Below are 23,135 nucleotides of genomic sequence, written 5' to 3'. Positions count from 1 at the left end.
TCGGGCCGCCCGGTGGCGACCCGAGCCCCGATGCCCCCGATCCGCCGACTTCCCGGTCTGGAAAGGTCTTTCCGCATGCGCGTCCGTCTCCCCCGCCTCGCCCTGGGCTGCGCCGCCCTGGGCAACCTCTACCGTCCGGTCTCCGGCGAACAGGCGCACGCCACCGTCGACGCCGCCTGGGACGCGGGCATCCGCTGCTTCGACACCGCGCCCCACTACGGGCTCGGCCTGTCCGAACGCCGCCTGGGCGCCGCGCTGCGCGGCCGCCCGCGCGCCGAGTACACCCTGTCCACCAAGGTGGGCCGGCTCCTGGTGCCGCACACCGGGGGCGGCGACGACCTCGCGCACGGCTTCGCCGTCGCGGCCACCCACCGCCGCGTCTGGGACTTCTCCGCCGACGGGGTGCGCCGCAGCCTGGCGCAGTCGCTGGACCGGCTGGGCCTGGACCACGTCGACATCGCCCTGCTGCACGACCCCGACGACCACGGCGAGCAGGCGTTGCGCGAGGCCTACCCGGCGCTGGAGCGGCTGCGCGACGAGGGTGTCGTACGGGCCATCGGCGCGGGCATGAACCAGACCGCCATGCTCACCCGCTTCGTCCGGGACACCGACGTCGACGTGGTGCTCTGCGCGGGCCGCTACACCCTCCTGGACACCTCCGCGCTCACCGAGCTGCTGCCCGAGGCCGCCGCGCGCGGCCGGAGCGTGCTGGTCGGCGGGGTGTTCAACTCCGGGCTGCTGGCCGGACCAGGGCCGGACGCGACGTACGACTACGCCGCCGCGCCACCGGAGTTGGTGACGCGGGCGCTGCGGATGCAGGAGGTGTGTGCCCGGCACGGGGTGCCGCTGCGCAGTGCCGCGCTGCGGTTCCCGCTCGGCCACCCGGCCGTCACCGGGGTGCTGCTCGGCGCCCGCTCGGCCGCCGAAGTGGCCGACGGCACCGCCCGGTTCGGCGAACCGCTGCCGGCCGCGCTGTGGGCGGAGCTGCGCGCGCAGGGGCTGCTGGGCGCGGACGTGCCGGTGCCCGGGGAGCACTGACGGAGCCGTCCGCGCCCCGGGGCGCCGGCCCCCGGACGTCGTCAGGCCGGCCGTTTGCGGGACGTCGTCTTCTTCGCCTGGGTCTTCTTGCCCGTGGCCGACTTCGCGGTGCTCTTCTTCGACGCCCGCGCCGGCTGTGCGGCGGACTTCCGGGCCGTGGTCGTCTTCTTGGCGGCGGTCTTCTTCGCCGCGGCCGTGGACTTCTTGGCGCCCGCCTCCTTCGGTGTGCCGCCACCGCGCCGCAGGGATCTGACCTCGGCGTCGCCCCCGGACCCCGGCGCGCGGGACGCGCGGGCGGCGCGCACGCTGTTCTCCAGGGCGGCCATCAGGTCGAGGACCTTGCCGCCGGCCGCGGGAGCGGGGGCTTCGGGCGGGGCCTCGCCCGCGGCCTTCGCGGCGATGACCTCCTCCAGGGCCTCCCGGTACTCGTCGCGCAGGTCGTCGAGATCAACCTCGCCGAGGGTGTCCATCAGGGCGTCCGCGAGGTCCAGCTCCTTGTCGCGGATAGTGACGTCCGCGTCCGGGGCGACGCCCTCGGGAGCCCGTACCTCGTCCGGCCAGAGCAGGGCGTGCAGGACGAGCGCGTCGTCGGCCACCCGGAGCATGCCGAGGCGCTCGCGGCCGCGCAGCGCGAACTTGGCGACGGCGACCTTGCCGCCGCGCTTCAGCGCCTCGCGCAGCAGGGTGTACGGCTTGGCGGCGGCGGCTCCGCCGACGGCCAGGTAGTAGGGGGCGCCCATCTGGATCGGGTCGATCCGGTCGGCCGGCACGAAGGCGACGATCTCGATGGTGCGGGCGGTGGGGATGGGCAGGTGGGACAGGTCCTCGTCGGTGATCGGGATGATCGTGCCGTCCGCGTCCTCGTACCCCTTGCCGATCTCGGACTGGCTGACCTCGCGGTCCTCCACCTCGCACACCTTGCGGTAGCGGATGCGGCCGTTGTCCTCGGTGTGGATCTGGCGGAAGGAGATCGCGTGGCTCTCGGTCGCGTTGACCAGCTTGATCGGGATGCTGACCAGCCCGAAGGAGATGGCGCCGTTCCATATCGATCGCACGTGCCGCACCCGTCCTTTCCCACTCGCAGTGGTTTGTCTGGGATTGTCATCGTATGACGCCTATCACAGAGGTGGCGGGGCGACGGGTGGCACTGAGCAATCTGGAGAAGGTGCTCTATCCGGAGACCGGCTTCACCAAGGCCGAGCTGGTGCACTACTACGCGACCACCGCCGACGCGCTGCTGCCGCACCTGCGCGACCGCGCGGTGTCCTTCCTGCGCTACCCGGACGGACCCGAGGGCCAGGTGTTCTTCACCAAGAACGTGCCGCCGGGTACGCCCGAGTGGGTCACGACCGCCGAGGTGCCGCGCTCGTCGGCGGACGCTCCGGCCCGGATGGTCGTCGTACAGGACCTGCCGAGCCTGGTGTGGGCGGCGAACCTGGTCACCGAGTTCCACACGCACCAGTGGCTGGTGCGGTCCCCCGACGAGGCCGACCGGCTGGTCTTCGACCTCGATCCGGGGGCGCCCGCGACGATCGTGCAGTGCTGCGAGGTCGCCCTGTGGCTGCGCGAGCGGCTCGCGGCGGACGGCATCGAGGCCCACCCCAAGACGGCCGGGTCCAAGGGGCTGCATCTGCTGGCGGCCGTGCGCGGCGCCTCCCCGGAGCGGACCAGCGAGTACGCCAGGGCGCTCGCCGTGGAGGCGGAGCGGGCGCTGCCCCGGCTGGTGGTGCACCGGATGGCCAGGAGCCTGCGGCCGGGGAAGGTGTTCGTGGACTGGAGCCAGAACGCGGCCCGCAAGACCACGGCCACCCCCTACACCGTGCGCGCCCGCCGCACCCCGCTCGTCTCCACCCCGGTGACCTGGGAGGAAGTCGCCGAGTGCCGTTCGCCGGCCCGGCTGGAGTTCCAGGCCGGGGACATCGCCCCGCGCCTCCACGACCATGGTGACCTGCTGGCCCCGCTGCTCGACCCCGACCGGGCCGCGCCCCTTCCCTGATGGTCCCTAGACCCTCTCCCAGGTGCGCCGGTCGCGGGCCATCGCGTGCAGCGCCTCCACGTCCGCCGGTTTCAGCACCCCGCCCAGCCGGGTCAGACCGGAAAGCTCCTCGTCGGACAGGATCCGCACGCCCCGGGGTACGGCGGTGAGGGTCACCCCGGCCGGGGCGGTCAGGGCGAGGACCGGGCGGACCTCGGCGGTCAGCGCGTAGGCGGCCCGGTCGGCCTGGGCGCGCAGCAGGCGCAGCAGCGGCTCGGCCGGGCGCCGGCCCACGGTGACCATCGGGTCGGCGACGCGCACCCGCGCCCTGCGGGCGTACAGGGCGTGCACGGCGAACAGGCCGCCGGGACCGATCAGCAGATGGTGGACGCGGTCGCCGCCGGGCAGCGGCAGCGAGTGCAGGGTGTGCCAGCCGGCGCCCTCCATGGCGTCCAGGGCGTCGCCGACGGTCTGCTCGGCAAGCAGGGCGCGGCGGCGCGGATCGGGGCGCAGCCGGCGGGCGGGGCGGGGTGCGCGGTCGAGTGCGATCAGCAGGGCCTCGCCGGGGCGGTTGGGCGCGAGGTCGTCGTCCGGGTGCAGGCTGAGCCGGGCGAGTTCGGCGGGTGTGGGGACCGGGGGCGGGCCCACGGTCACCGGGCCGGTGAGGAAGGGTTTCAGGGCTTCGAGGACCCGGTCCCGCTCGTCCTCGCCGAGCAGGTTCACCCGGCCGGTGTCCCGGTCGTACCAGGCGATGTTGCCGCCGTCCGGGCGGCAGACGTACAGCCGCTCCCGGCCGCCCCGGCGGGCCGGCACCACGCGCAGTCCGCTCATGTGCATCACCCCTCGACCATGGGAACAGGCCGGGTACGTGTCGGGCAAGAGCGGCTACCGTGGAGACCGGCCCTGCGCAGGGGAGTTGGGGAGGCGCCGTTGCGGACCCGCGGAATGCAGCCCGACGTGCCGGCTCCACGGAGCCCGTGGAACGAGATCGTGCCCGGCCTGTGGATGGGCGGGCACGAGTACCGGGCGCGTACGGGGCGGCTGGAGACGGCCGTCGTACGGGACGAGTTCGACGTGGTGCAGTCGCTGCTGCGGCTGCCGGGGTACGGCCCCGACCCGGGCGTGGAGCACCATGTGTGGCCGATACCGGACGGGCCGCTGGACGGCACCCAGCTCGCCGGGGTGATCCGGCTGGCGCGGGCGGCGAACGAGTCGCTGGACGCCGGCCGCCGGGTGCTGGTGCGCTGCTACCACGGCTACAACCGCTCGGGGCTGGTCGTGGCGCACGCCCTGGTCCAGCGGGGCGCGGCGGCGGACGAGGCCATCCGGGTGATCCGGGCCCGCCGCTCGGCGTGGGCGCTGCACAACGAGCTGTTCGTGGCGTATCTGCGCGCCGGTCTGCACACCGTGCGGCTGCTGGAAGAACTGGCCGAGTAGCCTCTCTCCCGCGCACCACGGCCCGGTCGTACAGAACGGACGAAAAGGGGCTTCCTTGGAATCTATGTGCATACTGGCCTACTGACCTGAGAAACCATCGTCCCAGGAGCACCGTGCCCGTCCGTCGCCCTGTGCGCACCGCCCTCACCGTGGCCGCCGTCGCCCTGCTGGCGGCGACGGCGTCGGCCTGCGGGGACGCCGGCGAGCTGCAGAGCGCCGGGCCGACGCAGACCGCCGACAGCCCCGCCAAGCTCTGGCCCGATCTGCGGCCGGCGTCCAGTCCGGCCTATCCGTACGCCGTGTCCACCCGGGAGACCGTCAAGGGACTCACCGTCCCCGGCGACGACATCCGCCGGATCGATCCGGTGGACATCGTCGCGGCGGAGCTGCGGGCACACCCGGCGGACTACGGGTCGAAGGGGGCGTACCACGCGACCGCGGAGCGGATGAAGGACTGCCGGGCGGGCGGCGACCGGGCCCGGTGTCCGCTGCTGAAGCCGTACTACCGGGATCTCACCGGGGACGGCCGGCCCGATCTGACGCTCGGCTTCCGGCTGTACCCGACCAACCAGACGGCGGTGCGGGTCTACACCGTCGAGGGGCACCACCTGGTGCAGGTGCTCGCCGACAACGACGCGATCACCGGCGTGGAGCTGGCCGGCCGCGCGCTGGTCGAGCGTTCCCCGGCCGACATCTCCGGCTACGAGTACCGCACCACCTGGGAGTGGGACCCGGGCCAGCGCGCGATGGTGTTCTCCCGCGACGAGTACCTGCACATCGGCGGCGGCCGGGCCCGCCACCGGACGCCGTCGCCCTCGCCCTCGCCCTCGCCCGCCGCGAGCGCGTCATGAGACTGCTGCCCCGCTGGGCCGGGCCCCTCGCCGTCAAGGCGGCCGTGTTCATCACCGTGATGTGCTGTGCGCTGGCCGCGCTGCTCGGGGTGCTCGTGCACGTCTCGGTGACCAACCAGACGGTCGGTCAGGCCCGTGAGCTGGCCCTGTCCCGGCTCGCGGACGCCACCCACGCCTACGAGGCCGGGGACGCGCTGCTGCCGAACGCCGGGGTGGACCCGGAGGGGCTGCCCGGCTCGCTGCGGTCCCTCGCGGTCTCCGGGCAGCGCGGCACGATGGTCTCCACGTACCGGGGGCGGCCGACGATGTGGGCGGCCGGGCCGGTCTCCGGGCACCGGGCGCTGGCCGTGGAGATCGACTACTCGCAGCAGTCCCGCACCATCGCCGGGCTCGACACCTCGATCCTGTGGTCCTCCGTGCTCGCCATCGGCGCGACGGTGCTGGTCGGCGTGTTCGCCGTGTCCCGGGTCACCCGGCGGCTGCACGGCACCGCGCGGGTGGCCCGCCGGATCAGCGCGGGCGACCTGGACGCGCGCGTCGACGACCCGCGCACCAAGGACCCGACCCGCCCCCAGGACGAGGTGGCCGCGGTCGCCGCCGCGCTGGACTCGATGGCCGCCTCGCTCCAGGGCAAGCTGCTCAGCGAGCAGCGGTTCACCGCGGACGTGGCGCACGAGCTGCGCACCCCGCTGACCGGGCTGCACGCGGCGGCGGAGCTGCTGCCGCCGGGCCGCCCCACGGAGCTGGTGCGGGACCGGGTGGCCGCGCTGCGCACGCTCACCGAGGACCTGCTGGAGATCTCCCGCCTCGACACCGGCCGGGAGCGGCTGGAGGCGGACGCGGAGGAGCTGGGGGCGCTGGCCAAGCGGGTGGTACGGGCCTCGGGCACGGACACCGAGGTCCGCGTGGTCCAGGACGCCCTGGTGGAGACCGACCGGCGGCGTCTGGAGCGGGTGCTGGGGAACCTGGTGGCCAACGCGCACAAGCACGGGGCGCCGCCGGTGGTGCTGTCGGTCAACGGGCCGGTGGTGACGGTGCGGGACCACGGCAGCGGGTATCCCGGGTACCTCGTGGCGCACGGACCCCAGCGGTTCCGCACGGAGGGCGGGGCGAAGGGGCACGGGCTCGGGCTGACGATCGCGGTGGGGCAGGCGGAGGTGCTGGGCGCGCGGCTGTCGTTCCGCAACGCGCCGGACGGGGGCGCCGTGGCGACGCTGATCCTGCCGGTGGCCGGGCGTTAGGCCCGCTCGTCGAGGCGGAACGGGTTCCCGTTTCGACCTCCGATGTGGCGTTTGATCACCTCAGAGGATCTTTTGGATAGGTTCCCGGCATGAGCAACGCCGGAACCGCCGCGCCCACGGCCCGGGCGCCCGTGCCCGTCGTACACCTCTCCCGGCGCCGCGGTGTGGAACTCGCGCTGATCGTGCTGGCGGTCACGCTGTCGGTGTACGGCTACTGCGCCGTCGGCCTGGCCCGGGCGGGGCGGGTACCGCCCGGGGCGCTCGCGTACGGGGCCGGGCTCGGGTTCCTCGCCCTCGTCGCCCATCTCGCCGTACGGCTGCGGGCGCCGTACGCGGATCCGCTACCGCTGCCGATCGGGGTGCTGCTCAACGGGCTCGGCCTGGTGCTGATCTACCGGCTGGACCTGGAGACGCCGGGCGACCGCGCGGCCCCCGCCCAGCTGGTCTGGTCCACGCTCGGGGTGGCCCTGTTCATCGTCGTCGTGCTGCTGCTGCGCGATCACCGGGTGCTGCAGCGGTACGCGTACGTGTGCGTGGTCGCCGCGCTCGTCCTGCTGCTGGTGCCGATCCTCTTCCCCGCGGTCAACGGCGCCCGGATCTGGATCCGGATCGCCGGGTTCTCCATCCAGCCGGGCGAGTTCGCGAAGGTGCTGCTCGCGGTGTTCTTCGCCGCCTATCTGGCCGCCAACCGCAACGCGCTGGCCTACACCGGCCGCCGGGTGTGGCGGATGCAGTTCCCGACCGGCCGGGTGCTCGGCCCGATCGTGACGATCTGGCTGCTCAGCGTGGGGGTGCTGGTCCTGGAGCGGGACCTCGGCACCTCGCTGCTGTTCTTCGGGCTGTTCGTGGTGCTCCTGTACGTCGCCACCGGACGCACCGGCTGGATCGCGGTGGGGCTGCTGCTGGCGGTGCTGGGCGCCGTCGCCGTCGGCCGGGTGGAGCCGCACGTGGGCGGCCGGATCGCGGACTGGCTGCACCCGTTCGCCACCATCGAGGCCGGGCGGGGCCCCAACCAGCTGTCCCAGTCGCTGTTCGCGTTCGCCGCGGGCGGGCTGCTGGGCACCGGTCTCGGCCTCGGGCACTCGGTGCTCATCGGCTTCGCCACCAAGTCGGACTTCATCCTGGCCACGGCGGGCGAGGAGCTGGGCCTCGCGGGGCTCGCCGCGATCATCCTGCTGTACGCGCTGCTGGTGGAGCGCGGCTACCGGGCGGGCCTCGCGCTGCGCGAGCCGTTCGGGCGGCTGCTCGCGGTCGGGCTGGCCTCGATCCTGGCGCTCCAGGTGTTCGTGATCGCGGGCGGGGTCACCGGGCTGATCCCGCTGACCGGCATGGCGATGCCGTTCCTCGCCCAGGGCGGCTCCTCGGTGGTCACCAACTGGGCGATCGTGGCCCTGCTGATCCGGGTGAGCGACTCGGCCCGCAGCCGGTACGACGGCACGGAGGCGCCGTGAGCGAGTACGCGGGCATGGGCGGCGGCGACGGCGGGCGGCCGATGGCCCGCTGCATCCGGCACGCCTGCGCCTTCTGCACCCTGCTGCTGGCGGCCCTGCTGGTCAACGCGGCCCGGGTGCAGCTGGTGCAGGCCGGCACCTACACCGGCAACCCGGCCAACCGCCGGGCCGCCATCGCCCGTTACCAGCAGCCGCGCGGGGACATCCTGGTCGGCGGCAGGCCGGTCACCGGCTCCGTGGACACCCATGAGCAGCTGCGCTACGAACGCGCCTACCAGAACGGCCCGTTGTACGCCCCGGTGACCGGCTTCGCCTCCCAGTCGTACGGCACCACGTTCCTGGAGCACGCCGAGGACGGGGTGCTCTCCGGCACCGATCCGATGCTCCAGCCGCTGCCGCTGTGGAACGACATGACGCGCGGGCGCAGTCCGGGCGGGAACGTGGTGACGACGCTGCACCGGGCGGCGCAGGAGGCGGCCTACCGGGGGCTCGCCGGGCGCAAGGGCGCGGTGGCCGCGATCGAACCGGCCACCGGCCGTGTCCTGGCACTGGTGAGCAGCCCCTCGTACGACCCGGCGCAGCTGTCCGGCAACGGCGAGGCGACGGCCTCGGCGTGGGCCCGGCTCAACAGCGACCCGGAGAAGCCGATGCTCAACCGGGCGGTGCGCCAGACCTATCCGCCGGGTTCGACCTTCAAGGTGGTCACCGCGGCGGCGGCGCTGGACGCGGGGGTGGTCACCGACCCGGACGCGCGCACCGACTCCCCCGACCCCTACCGGCTGCCCGGCACCCGGACCCGGCTGACCAACGAGGCCGACGGCTGCGCGGACACCTCGCTGCGGGACGCCTTCGAGTGGTCCTGCAACACGGTCTTCGCCAAGCTCGGCGTGGACGTCGGGGTCCAGGACATGAAGAACACCGCGGAGGCGTTCGGGTTCAACGACACGGGTCTGCGCATCCCGTTCTCGGTGGCGCCCAGCACCTTCGACTTCCGGGTGGACAAGGCCCAGTTGGCGCTGTCGTCGATCGGGCAGTACAACACGCGGGCCACCCCGTTGCAGATGGCGATGGTCGCGGCGGCCGTCGCCGACGACGGCCGGCTGCACACGCCGTACCTGGTGGAGCGGACCACCCGGCGCGGGGGCGAGACGGTCTCCGGCGGGGGGATGCACCCGGTCCGCCAGGTGATGCGGCCGTCCACGGCCCGGCAGTTGAAGGACCTGATGACCGGCGTGGTCCGCGAGGGCACCGGCACCCGGGCGGCCATCCCGGGCGCGGTCGTCGGCGGCAAGACCGGCACCGCCCAGCACGGGGTGGGCAACACCGGGGTGCCGTACGCCTGGTTCGTCTCCTGGGCGCAGGCCGACGGCGCGGCGGAGCCGGGGGTGGCGGTCGCCGTGGTGGTGGAGGACGCCTCGGCGGACCGCGGCGAGATCAGCGGCGGCGGCGACGCGGCCCCGATCGCGCGGGACGTGATGCGCGCGGTGCTCGGCCGCTGAGACGGGGCTACCGGCGGCGACCGGGCCGATCTACGGTGCGCCCATGACGGATACGGCAGCCGTGCACGAACTGGCCCAGATCAACATCGCCCGACTCAAGTACCCGCTCGATTCACCGCAGTTGAAGGACTTCGTGGACGGGCTCGACCCGGTCAACGCGGTGGCGGACGCCTCGGACGGCTTCCTCTGGCGCTTGCAGAGCACCTCGGGCAACGCGACCGGCGTACCGGTCCTCGGCGACCCGTGGCTGATCGTCAACATGTCGGTGTGGCGGGATGCCAAGGCCCTGACCGCGTTCATGTACCGGGGCCGGCACCGGGAGCTGCTGGCCCGGCGCAGGGAGTTCTTCGAACACGTCGAGGAGGCGATGACCGCGCTGTGGTGGGTGCCGGCCGGCCACCGCCCGACGGTCGCCGAGGCGGAGGACCGGCTGCTGCACCTGCGGGCGCACGGCCCGACGGCGTACGCGTTCACCCTGCGGGCGCCGTTCGAGCCGGGCGAGGAGCCGGCGGTCAGAGAATCGGCTTGACCGCCTCGGAGCGGATCCGGATGGTCTGCCTGGCGAGCGACGCCAGGTCGACGGTCGACGGGTCCTTGGACACGGTCGCCACGTCCACGATGGCGACCGTGGCACCGGTGTTGTCGTCGGCCCAGGCGCACATGGGCAGCGTGACGCTGGAGCCCATCTGCTCCTGGGTCAGCACCTCGCAGCTGACCGTGACCTCCAGGTCGAAGTCCTTCGGCGCCACGGCGACCTTGGCGCCGTCGGTCTGGGCGGCGCCCTTCATCATGTTGCGCCGGGCCGTGTCGGTGTTCTTGAACCGGCCGTACATGCCCGACACCACCAGGGTGCCCTTGGTCTCGTCGCCGCCCAGGCTGTAGCTGCCGACGACACCGTGGGTGTCCTTGGCGTCCCAGGCGCCGTCCGCCTCCTGGCCGATCTGCTTGCCCTCGGTGTCGGAGAGGTCCTTGGCCAGCTCGTACTTCCCGTCGAGCAGCGTCTGGGGCAGCGTCAGCTTCCGTTTCCCGTCGGGGAAGCTGGTCGCCGCCTTGTAGCCGATCGTGCCGAGCGCGACCAGGCCGCCCACGATCAGGACGACGACACCGCCGACGATCCCGAGGATCAGGCCGACCCGGCTCTTCTTCGGGGGCGGCGGCGCCACGGGCGGCATGCCGTTCCAGCCCTGGTACGGGGGCTGCGGCTGCTGGGGCTGCTGCGGATAGGGCTGTTGGGGATACGGCGAGCCGTAGGGGCCGGGGTGCTGCGGGGGCTGCTGGCCGTACGGGCCGGGATTCTGCGGGGGCTGCTGGCCGTACGGGGGCTGCCCGCCGTACGGGGGCTGCGGCTGATCGGGGTACGGCGGCGGCTGCGGAGGCATGGACACGCCAGCACGCTACTGCACGAGGGTGAACAAAGAGCCATCGAGTCCGGAATCAGCCGTCTGCTCCGCCCTCCCGGATGGCCTCCGTCACCTCGGCCACCCGCTCCCGCTCCTCCACCGCGAACCGCTCGGCGTCCAGCCGGTCGGCCAGCTCCTCGTCCTGCGCCATCAGCTGGTCCAGGTTCGCGTCCCCCATCTCCAGCACGCCCATGTCGACGTAGGCCCGCTGGAGGCGCTCGCCCCACAGTCCGATGTCCTTGACGCAGGGCACGATGCGGCTGAACAGCAGCTTGCGGAAGAGCTGGAGGAACTCCGAGCGCTCGCTGAGCCGTTCGGCCTCGGCGCGGGCGATGCCGAAGTTCTCCAGCACCTCCACCCCGCGCAGCCGGTCGCGCATCAGATGGCAGCCCTCGATGACGAACTCCTCGCGTTCGCGCAGTTCGGCGTCGGTGAGCTGCCGGTAGTAGTCGCGCAGCGCCATCCGTCCGAAGGCCACGTGCCGGGCCTCGTCCTGCATGACGTACGTCAGGATCTGCCGGGGCAGCGGCTTGGTGGTGGTGTCCCGGATCATCCCGAACGCGGCCAACGCGAGGCCCTCGATGAGCACCTGCATGCCGAGGTACGGCATGTCCCAGCGGCTGTCGCGCAGGGTGTCGTCCAGCAGCGAACGCAGGTTGTCGTTGATCGGGTAGAGGAGCCCGATCTTCTCGTGCAGGAACCGGCCGTAGATCTCGGCGTGCCGGGCCTCGTCCATGGTCTGGGTCGCGGAGTAGAACTTGGCGTCCAGGTCGGGCACCGACTCCACGATCCGGGCCGCGCAGATCATCGCGCCCTGCTCGCCGTGCAGGAACTGGCTGAACTGCCAGGAGGCGAAGTGCCGCCGCAGTTCGCCCTTGTCCTTGTCGGTCATCCGGTCCCAGTACGGCGTCCCGTACAGGACCATCGCCTCCTCGGGGGTCCCCAGCGCGTCGCACGGATCGACCTCCAGGTCCCAGTCGATGCGTCTGGTCCCGTCCCACTGCTTGTCCTTGCCCTTCTGGTACAGGGCCAGCAGGCGGTCGCGTCCGTCGTCGTACTCCCAGCTGAACCTGGCCGCGCCAAAGGCGGGCACGTGCCAGGCGGGGGCTCCGGGCTCGTTGGCGTACAGCTCATGGGTCGGCATACCTCGCAGGCTCACACGCGCGGGCGCGGCCAACAAGTCCTGCGCGGGGGATTGACGACCTTGCTGACAGGCAGTCTCATAAGAGACTGGACGACATACCCCCGGGTAACGAGGTGACGGAGCCATGACGACTCTGACGGAAGCGGACGCGCTGGACGGTCTGCGCGATGCGCTCGGCCTGCTCAAGGACCGGGAACAGGTGGCCGAACGACTGCTCGTCTCCTCCGCCAAGCACTCCTTCGACCCGGACAAGGAGCTGGACTGGGAGGCGCCCTTCGAGGAGGGCAAGTGGTTCTGGCCGCCGGAGCTGGTGTCGCTGTACGACACCCCGATGTGGCGGCGGATGAGCGAGGAGCAGCGCATTCTCCTCTCCCAGCACGAGGCGGCGGCGCTGGCCTCGCTCGGCATCTGGTTCGAGATCATCCTGATGCAGCTGCTGGTCCGGCACATCTACGACAAGGCGGCCACGAGCGCGCACGTCCGCTACGCCCTCACCGAGATCGAGGACGAGTGCCGCCACTCCAAGATGTTCGCCCGGCTGATCTCGCACGGCGGCACCCCCTGGTACCCGGTGAGCAGGGTCCACCTGAACCTGGGCCGCCTCTTCAAGACCATCTCCACGACTCCCGGTTCCTTCACTGCGACCCTGCTGGGCGAGGAGATCCTGGACTGGATGCAGCGGCTGACCTTCCCGGACGAGCGGGTGCAGCCGCTGATCCGGGGCGTGACCCGGATCCACGTGGTGGAGGAGGCCCGCCATGTCCGCTACGCCCGCGAGGAGTTGCGCCGCCAGATGGTGACGGCCCCGCGCTGGTCACAGGAGTTCACCCGGGTCACCTCCGGCGAGTTCGCCCGCGTCTTCTCCGTCGCCTTCGTCAACCCCGACGTCTACACCAACGTCGGCCTCGACAAGCGCGAGGCCATGGCGCAGGTCAAGGCCAGCGCCCACCGCCGGGAGGTCATGCAGACCGGCGCCAAGCGGCTGACCGACTTCCTGGACGACATCGGGGTGCTGCGGGGCGTCGGGCGGCGGCTGTGGCGGTCGTCGGGCCTGCTGGCGTAGGGACCGGCCGCCGGGCCGCCGGTCGTGTACGGCCGTGGCGGGATCACCGGCAGGTGGTCAACGGAGCGTTGTGACGGTTGCGCACCGGTGCTCCGCGGCGTGATCCGCCGGCACGCGGCTTCGGCGTCCACGCGTTCTCCCTGCCGGATGCCGACGCGGCCGGGCGGCGTTACCGTCATGTGGTGAGACAGGGACGCTGTTCATGGCCTCGGCAGGCTTCCACGCCGTTGCATGTGACCTTCACCCACCCTCCGACGCGTCCTTGCAACGGTTCTGGACAGGGAGGCCCCGGATGGCTTGCTTTCCACGCCGCGATGCCGCGATGACTCTGGTGGTGGCAGCGATCACCGCCGCCACCACCACGGCCGCTGCCGCACCAGGCGGCGCCGTGGACACCGTGCGGCAGGCTGCCCGGCAGACGAGACCCACCGTTGTCCTGGTGCACGGAGCCTGGGCGGACACGTCGAGCTGGAACGGCGAGATCAGTTTGCTGCGCCGCGCCGGCTACACGGTCCGTGCCGTCGGGAACCCTCTCCAGGACCTGACGACTGACGCGCGGACGGTTCACGACTTCCTGAAGAGCATCAAGGGCCCGATCGTCCTGGCGGGGCACTCCTACGGAGGCTCGGTGATCACCAACGCCGCCCAGGGAATCGGCAACGTCAAGGCGCTCGTCTATGTCGACGCCGCCGCGCCGGCGGTCGGCGAGACCACGGCACAGCTCAGCGGCCCGACGTCGGTCTTGACAAAGGGGTCGCCGGCCGACCTGTACGACGCCGTGCCGTACCCGAACGCCCCGTCCAACGCGTCCGCCCTGTATCTCAAGGAGGACGTGTTCGTCACCAAGTTCGCAAGCAGCGTGCCCCATGACCAGGCGGTCAATCTGTGGGCCACGCAGCGTGCCGCCACAACCGTGGCCTTCAGCACTCCTTCCAAGTACGCGGCGTGGAAGACGATTCCGTCCTGGTACTTCATCAGCAGCGGCGACCGGATCATCACCCCTGCCTCGGAGCAGAGGATGGCGCACCGGGCGGGCTCCAAGGTGACGCTCTACAGGGGCGGTTCCCACCTGACGCTCGTCTCGGACCCCGCGGCGGTGACGAAGGTGATCCAGTCGGCCGCCTCGTCCGTGCGCTGATCGTCCGTCAGACAGGACCTGTGGTCGTGCGGGTGAGGGTGACGAGCGCGGCGACGCCCGAGACGTCGAGGGCCTCGTCGCCCGCGTCGCCGGTCAGGGCCGCGTCGAGGCGGCCGAGGGCCGAGCCGGCCGTTTCCAGGACGGCGGAGCCCTCCAGCACCACCGCGAGCAGCGTGGCCCCGGCCGGGGCCACGAACGCCGTCCGCCCGCGGACGATCTCCACCCGCGCGGCGGCCCGGCCGCGCCGGGTCATCACGTTGAAGTCGACGAGCGGGCCCCCGAGCAGCCGGCAGTCGGTGGCCGCGTCGCCGGGGAAGGCGAAGGGGGCGTAGCGTTCGGCCACGGTGTGCGGGGCGCCGTCGACGGTGAGCACCATGCCGGGGCCGTCGACCAGGGTGATGATCCGGTCGACCCCCTCGAAGCGGGAGAACGGGCCGCCCCGGTCCACGTCGGCGAGGCTGACGCGCCACTCGAAGTCCGACGTCCCCGCGCCGCCGGGAGCCGCGGCGATCTCGCGGGTCAGCCCGCCCCCGTTCTTCCACGGCGCCGCCGGGCGTTCGTCCGCCCTCAACACCCGCACCGTCATTCCGCACTCCCTCTCGTTCGCCGTCGCTGCCGCCGGCCCGGGGCCGGCCCCACGTGTGTATCCGTGGATCCCCCGGTTGTCGAGCGAGGTCCGCGGGCCGGCGGCCCGGCGCTCCCCGGGGCCCGCACGTTACGCTGCGTGGCATGACCCCGCAGGCCGCCACCCCCGCCTACCGCCGGCTCAGCGTCGAGGAGCGCCGGCGCCAGCTGCTCGACGCCGCGCTGTCCCTGTTCGCGCACCGGGCGCCCGAGGACGTGTCGCTGGACGACGTGGCGGAGGCGGCCGGGGTGTCGCGGCCGTTGGTGTACCGGTACTTCCCGGGCGGCAAGCAGCAGTTGTACGAGGCCGCGCTGGGCTCGGCCGCCGACGCGCTGCGGCAGTGCTTCGACGAGCCGCGCCAGGGGCCGATGCTGGCCCGGCTGGCCCGCGCCCTGGAGCGCTATCTGGCCTTCGTGGACGAGCACGACACCGGCTTCTCGGCGCTGCTGCGGGGCGGCAGCGTGGCGGAGACCTCGCGCACCACGGCCATCGTGGACGGGGTGCGCCGGGCCGCTGCCGAGCACATCCTCAGCCACCTCGGCGCCGCCGACGCCGGACCCCGGCTGCGGATGACCGTACGGATGTGGATCACGGCCGTGGAGGCGGCCTCCCTGATCTGGCTGGACGAGGGCAAGCAGCCGCCCGCCGACGAACTGCGCGACTGGCTGGTGGACCAGTTCGTCGCCGTCCTCTCGGTCACCGCGGCCCGCGACGAGCAGACCGCGGCCCTCCTCGGCGCCTTCGCGCCGGATGACCGAGACTGAGACCGTGAAGAGCCAGGACACCCCGTTCGAGGGCGGCCCCATGGACGGACGCGTGCTGCCCGTCCTGGTCGGCCCGACCGGGCACCCCCCGAAGACGTACCGCGTCCCCGTCCCCGCCCCGGACGGCGGCCCGCCCACCGTGTACGTCTACCGTCGGGTGCCGCGCGGCCACAGCAAACGGCTCGGGCTGATCCAGGGCTGGAAGTACGCCTACGACCCCGACGACACCTCCGGCGGCCGGCTGCGCTGGCCCTGGTCCAAGCCCCGTACGACACCGCCCGGCAAGCCGGGTGACACGCGCGGGTGACAAAGATGCGCCGAACCGCCCACACGCGGCGCGCGCCCCACCCGGATACGTCTGATTATCGCGGTGCGATAGGGCCCGGCAATGCGCCCACCCCTTCCGCACCCGAGGTGATGACGTGTCAGGAAAGCTGCTGCGCCTGGCCTGTACGGCCGCCGTCGCGGCCCAGGCCGCCCTCGCGCCGGTGCCCGCCGGCGCCGCACCGCAGCCGCAGCGGTCCGTCTCCCAGCTGCTGACGGACCTGCAGACGCTCTACCGGCAGACCGAGCAGGCCACCGAGACCTACGACGCCACCGCCGACCGGCTCCAGCGGCAGAAGGCCGAGGTGACACGGCTCGACGGCGAACTGGCCCGCGCCCGGCTCGCCCTCCAGGACAGCCGCGCCGACGCCGGCCGGCTGGCCCGCCAGCAGTACCAGAGCGCATCCGGCCTCGGCCCCTACATCAGCCTCCTGCTCGCCCCGGACCCGCAGCAGCTGCTGGACGAGAGCCATGTCATCGAGGAACTCGCGCGCCAACGCGCCCGTACCGTCGCGAAGTTGACCGGAGCCGAGCAGCGCACGGACGCCGTCGCCCGCGCCGCCCGCAAGGCCCTCGACACCCAGCAGTCGCTCGCCGGCCGGCAGAAGAAGCAACGCGACGCCGTGCAGACCAGGCTGCGCGCCGTGGAGCGGATGCTGGCCGCCCTCTCCCCCGACCAGCTGGCCGCCGTCAACCGCCTGGAACAGCAGGGCGTCGACGAGGCCCAGAAGGCCCTCACCGCCGCGGGCTCGCTCCCCGACGACCGGCCGCCCTCCTCCGGGGGCGAACGCGCCGTCCGCTTCGCGATGGAACAGCTCGGCAAGCCCTACGTCTGGGGCGCGCAGGGCCCGTCGGCCTACGACTGCTCCGGCCTGACCTCGCAGGCGTGGCGGCACGCGGGCACCCCGATCCCGCGCACCAGCCAGGAACAGTGGCACCGGCTGAAGAGGGTCTCCCTGCGCCGGCTCCGCCCCGGAGACCTGGTCATCTACTTCCCGGAAGCCACCCACGTGGCCATCTACGTGGGCGACGGAAAGGTCGTACAGGCACCGCGTCCGGGCGCCCGGGTCAAGGTCTCGCCGCTGGCGTCCAACCCGGTGCTCGGCGCCGTACGGCCCGGATGACCCGCGGGGGCGCGGGGAGCCGGGCGGCCCCGCGGCCGCCGGCGCACCCGCGCCCCCGGGACGATCAGGCCCCGGACACGGACGCCAGGTACGCCTGCGCCTTCTCCGGCTCGAAGAAGAAGTTCTCGAAGTCCGCCGGGTTGTCGAACCCGTTGGCGAACCGGTCGGCCACCGGCTGCAGTTGGCCGGCCGCGCCGATGAGGTTCAGGACGTGCTCCGGCGGCGGCGCCAGCATCGCGTTCGTCCACTTGGTGACGTGCTGCGCCGTCGCCCAGTACCGGTCGAACGTCTCGCGCATCCACGCCTCGTCGAACGGCTGGTCCCCCCGCTCCAGGATCGACGCGAGGTACGCGGCCGCGCACTTGGACGCGGAGTTGGAACCCTGGCCGGTGATCGGGTCGTTGGCCACCACCACGTCGGCCACGCCGAGCACCAGACCGCCCGAGGGCAGCCGCCCGATCGGGTTGCGCACGGTCGGCGCGTACCGGCCGGCCAGCGTGCCGCCCGCGTCGGTCAGTTCGACCTTCGTCGCCCGCGCGTACTCCCAGGGCGTGAACTTCTCCATGAGTTCCAGGGTCAGGGAGAGGTGCTCCGCGGGGTCCTTGACGCCGTTGAAGACGTCGAGCGGGCCGCCGGGTATGCCCTCCCAGAACAGGATGTCGGCGCGCCCCGAGACGGTGAACGTCGGCATGACGAACAGCTCGCCGACGCCCGGCACCAGGTTGCAGCGGACCGCGTCGAACTCCGGGTGCTCCGGGCGCGGGCCCATCCCGTGCACGTAGGACACCGCGAGGGCGCGCTGCGGCTCGCTGTACGGGGAGCGCTCCGGGTCGCGGGCGAACATCGACACCAGCTCGCCCTTGCCGGCCGCGACCAGCACGAGGTCGTAGGTGCGGGAGAAGTAGTCGAGGTCGCCGACCGCCGCGCCGTGGATGACCAGCTGGCCGCCGCGCTGGGCGAAGGTCTCCATCCAGCCGGCCATCTTCACCCGCTGGTCGACCGACTGGGCGTAGCCGTCCAGCTTGCCCACCCAGTCGATGGCGCGCTGGGTGGGGCCCGGGTCGTGCGAGCCCGGGGCCGCGACCGAGACGCCCAGGCCCTCGATCTTCGGGGCCTGGGACTCCCAGAAGTTCAGCTGGAGGTCACGCTCGTGCTGGAGGGCGGTGTGGAACATGCACTGCGTCGACATCACCCGGCCGGAGCGGATCTCGTCCGCGGTCCGGTTCGACATCAGGGTGACCTCGTAGCCGTGCGACTGCAGGCCGAGTGCGAGCTGGAGTCCGGACTGGCCGGCTCCGACGACGAGTATCTTCCGCATGCGGGTGGTGGCTCCTAACAGGGACTACTCGGGGGTTTCGTCCAGCGCGTGGCCGACCAGGGCCAGGAGGGTCTCGATGGCCGAAATCCGGCGGCGCGCATCCATGATCATGACAGGGATGTGCGCGGGTATCGTCAGCGCCTCCCGCACGTCCTCCACGTCGAACAGCTCGCTGTTGTCGAAGTGGTTGACGGCCACGATGTAGGGCAGCCCGCAGCTTTCGAAGTAGTCCAGGGCCGGGAAGCAGTCCTTGAGGCGGCGGGTGTCGGCCAGCACCACGGCGCCGATCGCGCCGCGTACCAGGTCGTCCCACATGAACCAGAACCGCTGCTGGCCCGGTGTGCCGAACAGGTAGAGCACCAGGTCGTCGTCGAGCGTGATGCGGCCGAAGTCCATGGCCACGGTGGTGGTGACCTTGTCCGGGGTGTCGGACAGGTCGTCGGTGCCCTCGCTCGCCTGGGTCATCAGCGCCTCGGTCTGCAGAGGCGTGATCTCCGAAACGGCCGTGACCAGGGTGGTCTTGCCGACGCCGAAGCCGCCCGCCACCACGATCTTCGTCGCGACGGGAGCCCGCGTCCGGTCCGTCTGCCAGGCCTTCAGGTCCTCGTCGGGCTCGGCGAAGCCGGCGACGAGGGGGGCGGCGCCTCCGGGGGAGGCGGTGGCGTCAGAGACGGCGAAGTCCACTCAGCACCCTTTCCAGCAGAGCCCGGTCCGGGCGGCCGGTGCCGTGACCGGTTCCGGTGCCGTACACACGGATCTTTCCCTGGTCCGCGAGATCGCTCAGGAGGACGCGGACCACGCCGAGCGGCATCTTCAGCAGCGCGGCGATCTCGGCCACCGTGCGCATACGGCGGCACAGTTCGACGATGGCCCGCATCTCCGGCATGACACCGGCGAGCGAACCGTTCGTCAGTTCCTTGCGCTCCTCCGGGGCGTCGAGGGCCGCGGTGCTGGCCACGAACGTCTCCACGAGGAGGACGTGACCGAAGCGGGTGCGGCCGCCGGTGAGCGAGTAGGGGCGGACGCGGGCAGGTTTGCGCTCACCGCCGCGCACGGGGAGTTTCCCGGGCTTGTCGGTCATCGGTCGCTCCCCGCCGGCCCGGCCTCCATGGACTTGCGCAGCTCGCTGCGGAGTTCCGGGGTGAGGACGTGGCCGGCCCGGCCGACGAACAGCGCCATGTGGTAGGCGACCACGCTCATGTCGCACTCGGCGGAGCCGTGCACGCCGAGCAGCGAGCCGTCGCTGATGGACATCACGAACAGGCTGCCCTCCTCCATGGCGACCATCGTGTGCTTGACCCCGCCGAACGCCATCAGCTTGGCGGCGCCGACGGTGAGGCTGCCGATGCCGGAGACGACGGTGGCCAGGTCGGCGGAGGAGCCGCGGGGGCCCTTGCCCGGACGGGCCTCGCGGGACTGCCGGCTGTGGCCCGGGTCGGACGACAGCAGCAGCAGACCGTCCGAGGAGACCACGGCGACGGACTGGATGCCGGGGACTTCCTCCACCAGGTTGGTCAGCAGCCAGTGCAGATTGCGGGCCTCACTGCTCAGCCCGAAGGTACTGGGAGCGGTCAACTGCTTGCCTCCTCGACAGGGCCCCCCGTGGTGTCTTCGGTACGGTCTTCGATCTCTGCCTCGACGTCGCGGTAGCCGGCCTGTGCTCCTCGGCGGAAGCCGCCGAGCCTGCGGCGCAGGGCCTCGGCGTCGACGCTCGTGCTGCGCTGACGGGGCGGGGGTGCGGGTGCGGTGATCTTGGGAGTGCGCTTGGGCAGGCCCTTGCTGGTGAGCTTCTCCTCGGCCTCGCCGTCGCCGTCGCCCGCACCGTCGGCACCGCCGGCGGCCGGGGACTCGGCGGCCGCCGGGGCCGGGGGCTCGGTGGGCTCGGGCCGGGTGTGCGTGGGCTCGGCGGGGGTGGGCTCGGCGGATGCCGGCCGGGCGGGCGTGGGCTCGTCGGTCGCGGGCTCGTCGGTCGCGGGCTCGTCGGTCGTCGGGGCCGTGAGCGGGAGCAGCAGCTCCATCGTGGTCTCGGCGAAGGTCTCCACCGGCGCCTTCGGCCGGGCCTCGGCCTCCTCCTCGCCGGGGCCGGCCTGCTCGTGCACGGCCTCGTCGCCGGCGGCGCCGGTCGCCTCCCGCGGGTCCTCCGCCGGCTCCTCCGCCGGCTTCCGCTCCTGCTCGGGCTCGGGCCGCGTCTCCACCCCGGCGTCGCGCACCGCCTTCTCCGCCAGCGCGACCAGCGGATCGGGCTCGTCCGACGGCTCGGGCGGCCCGGCCTGGTCGGCGGTGTCCTTCGGGCGGGTCGGCAGGACGTTGGAGTTGGCCTCGGCGGCGGCGCCCGGCAGGGTGAAGGTGCCGGTGGTGGAGGTGGCCGTCTGCGGGGGTACGGCGGTGGCGGGGGCGTCGGCGAGGAGCGTGGCCGGCAGCACCACGACCGCCGCGACACCGCCCTGCTTCTGCTCGCGCAGCTGCACCCGCACCCCGTGCCGGTGGGCGAGGCGGGCCACGACGTACAGGCCGAGCCCGAGGCCGTCGTCGCCCTCCTGGTCGTAGGCCGATTCCGGGTCGAAGTCGGCGAGCCGGGCGTTGAGGCGGGTGAGGCGGTCCTCGGCCATGCCGATGCCCTCGTCCTGGACGGAGAGCATGACCTCGCCGGACTCCAGCAGCCAGCCGGACACCTCGACCGGCACGTCCGGCGGGGAGAACGTGGTGGCGTTCTCCATCAGTTCCGCCAGCAGGTGGGAGAGGTCGTCGGCGGCGAAGCCCGCGACGTGCGCGTGCGGCGGCAGCGCGGCGATGCGCACCCGCTCGTAGCGCTCGATCTCGCTGACCGCCGCGCGCACCACGTCGACCAGCGGGACCGGCGCGTGGTGCTGCTGGACGTGCTCGGTGCCGGCGAGGACCAGCAGGTTCTCGCTGTGCCGGCGCATCACCGTGGCGAAGTGGTCCAGCTTGAACAGGGTGGACAGCCGCTCCGGGTCCTGCTCCCGCTCCTCCAGCCCCTCGATCACGGCGAGCTGGCGCTCGACCAGGCCGAGGGTGCGCAGCGCCAGGTTGACGAAGGTGCCGCCGATGCCGGCGCGCACCCGGCGCAGCTCGGCGCTGACGTCGGCGAGTTCGGTGCGCAGTTCCTCGCGGGCGTCGGCCATCTTCTGCCGCTGGCCGACCAGGTGCTTGCGGTCGGTCTCCAGGGTGGCGACGCGTTCGTGCAGGGCGACGGCGTGCGCGTGCAGGGCGTTGACGGAGCGGACGACCTGGGCGAACTCGTCGTTGCGGCCGGTGAAGGCGATGGGCTCGCGGCCCGCCACGTCGCCGGGTTCGGCGAGCCGGGCGGAACCGCGGCGCAGCACGGACAGGGGCCGGGTGAGGGTGCGGGCCGTCGCCGTGGTGATGCCGACCGCGACCAGCATCAGCACACCGAGGGCGGCGACCCGGATCTCCAGGGCGGTGACGTCGTCGTCCCGCAGCCGTTCCAGGTCCTTGGTGCGGTGGTCGTAGAGGGCCGACTCCGCGCCGCGCATCAGGTCGATGCGGCCGGACAGGGCCGCGTCCAGCTTCTTGGTGCTGGTGGCGAACGCGCTGTCGGGCAGCGTCGGCTGGGCGGTGAAGGTGTCCAGGTACTTCTCGGCCGAGTTGACGTCGGAGCCGGTGACCGTGGAGTCGTAGGAGTCGACGGCCGACTTGGGGGCGGTCTCGCGGAAGTCGGCGAGGGCCGCGTCGGCGCGCAGCCGGGCCTGCTGGGCGGCCGCGGTGAGCGCGTCGCGCTGCTTGCGGTCCGCCTCGCTGGGGACCGTCGTGGTGGTGGGCAGTCCGGTGACCGGGTTGATCACCGTCTGGGTGGTGGCGGGCACGTTCAGCGCGGCGAGCAGCAGGCCGCGGGCGGCGGCGGACTGCTGGACGGCGCTGTCCAGCTCGGCGAGCGCGTGCCCGCCGGAGCCGGCCCGCGGGGGCGTCCTGTCGGCGAGCTGCTCGGCGAGCCGGTGCAGTTCGGTGATGGTGGCCGAGTAGGCCTGGTGGGTCTCCAGGGCCGTGCTCTTGCCGGTGAGGGCGGAGCGGCGCACGGCCGCGATGGCGTCGAGGTCGCCGCGCAGGCTCGCCGGGGTGTCGCTGTCGGCGCGCAGGTCCTCCACCTGGCGGTCGACGCGGGTGCTGCGGTCTTCCGAGGGCGCCTTGGACCGCGGGCGCCCGGCCGCCACATAGGAGGTGACCTCGTCGCGCTCGTCGGCCAGCGAGTTGGCGAGCGCGAGGGCGTCCTGGGTGCGGGTGGCCAGCGTCACCAGGTCCTGGGATTCGCTGACGTCGCCGGACGCGGTGAGCAGGGCGGGCGCCCCGGCCCCCGCGACGGCCGCGGCCACCACGGCGACGGCGACGATCAGCCGGTTGCGCACATGCGTGGGCCGGCCGGTGCCCACGGGAGTCTCGGGGGCGGCCCCCTCGGGGGCCGTCTGCCTGCCTGTGCGCCGAGGCCGCTTCATCTGCACCGGTGCTCGCATTCCTGAACTCGTCTACCCAAGGGCCGGGTGGCGCCCCGTCAGCTCGGTGCCAAGTGGTGCGTGCACCCGGTTCGTACGGTTCCCGACCCTCCCAGCGCCGGTGGGCAGTGGTCGCGCATCACCTGACCCGCCACCCGAAGGAGTGAACCTCGGAGGGGAGTTGGCGGGCAAGTTCCTCTGGCGTGTGCCAAGCCGCCGTACGGCGGGCCGGTTGGACGCGGCGGGCGGGGTTTGGCAGTATTCGCCGCCGCGCTTT

At 72.9% G+C, this 23,135-nt stretch carries 23 protein-coding genes; 13 read left to right on the top strand and 10 right to left on the bottom strand.

Annotated features, from left to right (window positions below; all coding sequences use genetic code 11):
• Positions 1–75: 75 nt before the first annotated feature.
• Entirely contained in the window at positions 76–1,038 is a 963-nt protein-coding gene (locus ACSP97_RS24025; RefSeq protein WP_440554198.1) for an aldo/keto reductase, read from the top strand.
• A gap of 41 nt (positions 1,039–1,079) precedes the next feature.
• Here the strand turns inward: ACSP97_RS24025 and ku are convergent, their stop codons facing one another.
• Positions 1,080–2,093 carry a non-homologous end joining protein Ku gene (gene ku / locus ACSP97_RS24020; protein ID WP_440554196.1) on the bottom strand — a complete coding sequence of 338 codons (1,014 nt, stop codon included), beginning with the start codon at positions 2,091–2,093 and terminating at the stop codon, positions 1,080–1,082.
• A gap of 53 nt (positions 2,094–2,146) precedes the next feature.
• On the opposite strand from ku, the gene ligD reads away from it, so the two are divergent.
• Complete coding sequence (gene ligD / locus ACSP97_RS24015) at positions 2,147–3,034, top strand: non-homologous end-joining DNA ligase (RefSeq protein ID WP_355526014.1); 888 nt, start codon at positions 2,147–2,149, stop codon at positions 3,032–3,034.
• 6 nt (positions 3,035–3,040) lie between these two features.
• Here ligD and ACSP97_RS24010 read toward each other — a convergent pair whose 3' ends face one another.
• Positions 3,041–3,844 (bottom strand): nuclease-related domain-containing protein, encoded by an 804-nt coding sequence (locus ACSP97_RS24010; protein WP_358295074.1) that lies wholly within the window; start codon positions 3,842–3,844, stop codon positions 3,041–3,043.
• A gap of 99 nt (positions 3,845–3,943) precedes the next feature.
• On the opposite strand from ACSP97_RS24010, the gene ACSP97_RS24005 reads away from it, so the two are divergent.
• The 6 genes from ACSP97_RS24005 to ACSP97_RS23980 all read left to right on the top strand — a co-directional run bounded on the left by ACSP97_RS24005 (position 3,944) and on the right by ACSP97_RS23980 (position 10,021).
• On the top strand, positions 3,944–4,450 hold the full coding sequence (locus tag ACSP97_RS24005; RefSeq protein ID WP_355150481.1) for a protein-tyrosine phosphatase family protein: 507 nt from the start codon (positions 3,944–3,946) through the stop codon (positions 4,448–4,450).
• Positions 4,451–4,563: 113 nt separating this feature from the next.
• Positions 4,564–5,301, top strand: coding sequence for a hypothetical protein (locus ACSP97_RS24000; RefSeq protein WP_364732539.1), 738 nt, complete (start codon positions 4,564–4,566; stop codon positions 5,299–5,301).
• Positions 5,298–6,542 carry an ATP-binding protein gene (locus ACSP97_RS23995; protein ID WP_440554193.1) on the top strand — a complete coding sequence of 415 codons (1,245 nt, stop codon included), beginning with the start codon at positions 5,298–5,300 and terminating at the stop codon, positions 6,540–6,542. Before ACSP97_RS24000 ends, ACSP97_RS23995 begins: the two co-directional genes overlap by 4 nt.
• Before the next feature lie 89 nt (positions 6,543–6,631).
• The gene (locus ACSP97_RS23990) at positions 6,632–7,993 is read left to right on the top strand and encodes an FtsW/RodA/SpoVE family cell cycle protein (protein ID WP_355526023.1); all 1,362 of its coding nucleotides are present in this window, start codon (positions 6,632–6,634) and stop codon (positions 7,991–7,993) included.
• Positions 7,994–8,034: 41 nt separating this feature from the next.
• Entirely contained in the window at positions 8,035–9,492 is a 1,458-nt protein-coding gene (locus ACSP97_RS23985; protein WP_355150537.1) for a penicillin-binding transpeptidase domain-containing protein, read from the top strand.
• Between the two features lie 43 nt (positions 9,493–9,535).
• Complete coding sequence (locus tag ACSP97_RS23980) at positions 9,536–10,021, top strand: DUF3291 domain-containing protein (protein ID WP_358678214.1); 486 nt, start codon at positions 9,536–9,538, stop codon at positions 10,019–10,021.
• Here ACSP97_RS23980 and ACSP97_RS23975 read toward each other — a convergent pair.
• Together ACSP97_RS23975 and ACSP97_RS23970 are read right to left on the bottom strand one after the other, a co-directional pair.
• Positions 10,005–10,871 carry a hypothetical protein gene (locus ACSP97_RS23975; protein ID WP_358678353.1) on the bottom strand — a complete coding sequence of 289 codons (867 nt, stop codon included), beginning with the start codon at positions 10,869–10,871 and terminating at the stop codon, positions 10,005–10,007. The two genes, ACSP97_RS23980 and ACSP97_RS23975, sit on opposite strands and share 17 nt — an antisense overlap.
• A 55-nt stretch (positions 10,872–10,926) precedes the next feature.
• A complete protein-coding gene (locus ACSP97_RS23970) occupies positions 10,927–12,036 on the bottom strand; it encodes a ferritin-like domain-containing protein (protein ID WP_440554190.1) in 1,110 nt (369 codons plus the stop codon).
• Between the two features lie 124 nt (positions 12,037–12,160).
• Between ACSP97_RS23970 and ACSP97_RS23965 the strand changes: the two genes are divergently transcribed.
• Positions 12,161–13,099, top strand: coding sequence for an AurF N-oxygenase family protein (locus ACSP97_RS23965; RefSeq protein WP_355150469.1), 939 nt, complete (start codon positions 12,161–12,163; stop codon positions 13,097–13,099).
• Between the two features lie 322 nt (positions 13,100–13,421).
• Entirely contained in the window at positions 13,422–14,237 is an 816-nt protein-coding gene (locus ACSP97_RS23960) for an alpha/beta hydrolase (protein WP_440554188.1), read from the top strand.
• Between the two features lie 7 nt (positions 14,238–14,244).
• Here ACSP97_RS23960 and ACSP97_RS23955 read toward each other — a convergent pair whose 3' ends face one another.
• The gene (locus ACSP97_RS23955) at positions 14,245–14,823 is read right to left on the bottom strand and encodes a HutD/Ves family protein (RefSeq protein ID WP_440554186.1); all 579 of its coding nucleotides are present in this window, start codon (positions 14,821–14,823) and stop codon (positions 14,245–14,247) included.
• Positions 14,824–14,966: 143 nt separating this feature from the next.
• On the opposite strand from ACSP97_RS23955, the gene ACSP97_RS23950 reads away from it, so the two are divergent.
• The 3 genes from ACSP97_RS23950 to ACSP97_RS23940 all read left to right on the top strand — a co-directional run bounded on the left by ACSP97_RS23950 (position 14,967) and on the right by ACSP97_RS23940 (position 17,074).
• Positions 14,967–15,626 carry a TetR/AcrR family transcriptional regulator gene (locus ACSP97_RS23950; protein WP_355150463.1) on the top strand — a complete coding sequence of 220 codons (660 nt, stop codon included), beginning with the start codon at positions 14,967–14,969 and terminating at the stop codon, positions 15,624–15,626.
• A gap of 4 nt (positions 15,627–15,630) precedes the next feature.
• The gene (locus ACSP97_RS23945; protein ID WP_355150461.1) at positions 15,631–15,933 is read left to right on the top strand and encodes a hypothetical protein; all 303 of its coding nucleotides are present in this window, start codon (positions 15,631–15,633) and stop codon (positions 15,931–15,933) included.
• Between the two features lie 115 nt (positions 15,934–16,048).
• Complete coding sequence (locus ACSP97_RS23940; protein ID WP_358295089.1) at positions 16,049–17,074, top strand: C40 family peptidase; 1,026 nt, start codon at positions 16,049–16,051, stop codon at positions 17,072–17,074.
• 64 nt (positions 17,075–17,138) lie between these two features.
• Here ACSP97_RS23940 and ACSP97_RS23935 read toward each other — a convergent pair whose 3' ends face one another.
• From ACSP97_RS23935 to ACSP97_RS23915, 5 genes are read right to left on the bottom strand one after another with little or no spacing between them, the layout of a single operon-like run.
• A complete protein-coding gene (locus tag ACSP97_RS23935; protein WP_355150457.1) occupies positions 17,139–18,392 on the bottom strand; it encodes a styrene monooxygenase/indole monooxygenase family protein in 1,254 nt (417 codons plus the stop codon).
• A gap of 24 nt (positions 18,393–18,416) precedes the next feature.
• The gene (locus ACSP97_RS23930) at positions 18,417–19,076 is read right to left on the bottom strand and encodes a GTP-binding protein (RefSeq protein ID WP_355150455.1); all 660 of its coding nucleotides are present in this window, start codon (positions 19,074–19,076) and stop codon (positions 18,417–18,419) included.
• Entirely contained in the window at positions 19,057–19,473 is a 417-nt protein-coding gene (locus ACSP97_RS23925) for a DUF742 domain-containing protein (RefSeq protein WP_355150453.1), read from the bottom strand. Before ACSP97_RS23925 ends, ACSP97_RS23930 begins: the two co-directional genes overlap by 20 nt.
• Positions 19,470–19,967 carry a roadblock/LC7 domain-containing protein gene (locus ACSP97_RS23920; protein WP_355150451.1) on the bottom strand — a complete coding sequence of 166 codons (498 nt, stop codon included), beginning with the start codon at positions 19,965–19,967 and terminating at the stop codon, positions 19,470–19,472. Before ACSP97_RS23920 ends, ACSP97_RS23925 begins: the two co-directional genes overlap by 4 nt.
• Complete coding sequence (locus tag ACSP97_RS23915) at positions 19,964–22,879, bottom strand: sensor histidine kinase (protein ID WP_440554182.1); 2,916 nt, start codon at positions 22,877–22,879, stop codon at positions 19,964–19,966. The genes ACSP97_RS23920 and ACSP97_RS23915 overlap by 4 nt, the downstream gene beginning before the upstream one ends.
• Positions 22,880–23,135 lie beyond the last annotated feature (256 nt).

The sequence above is a fragment of the Streptomyces sp. SCPE 10 genome (assembly GCF_051980735.1).
GTDB lineage: Bacteria > Actinomycetota > Actinomycetes > Streptomycetales > Streptomycetaceae > Streptomyces > Streptomyces misionensis.
This window is presented reverse-complemented; position numbering and strand designations above follow the sequence as displayed.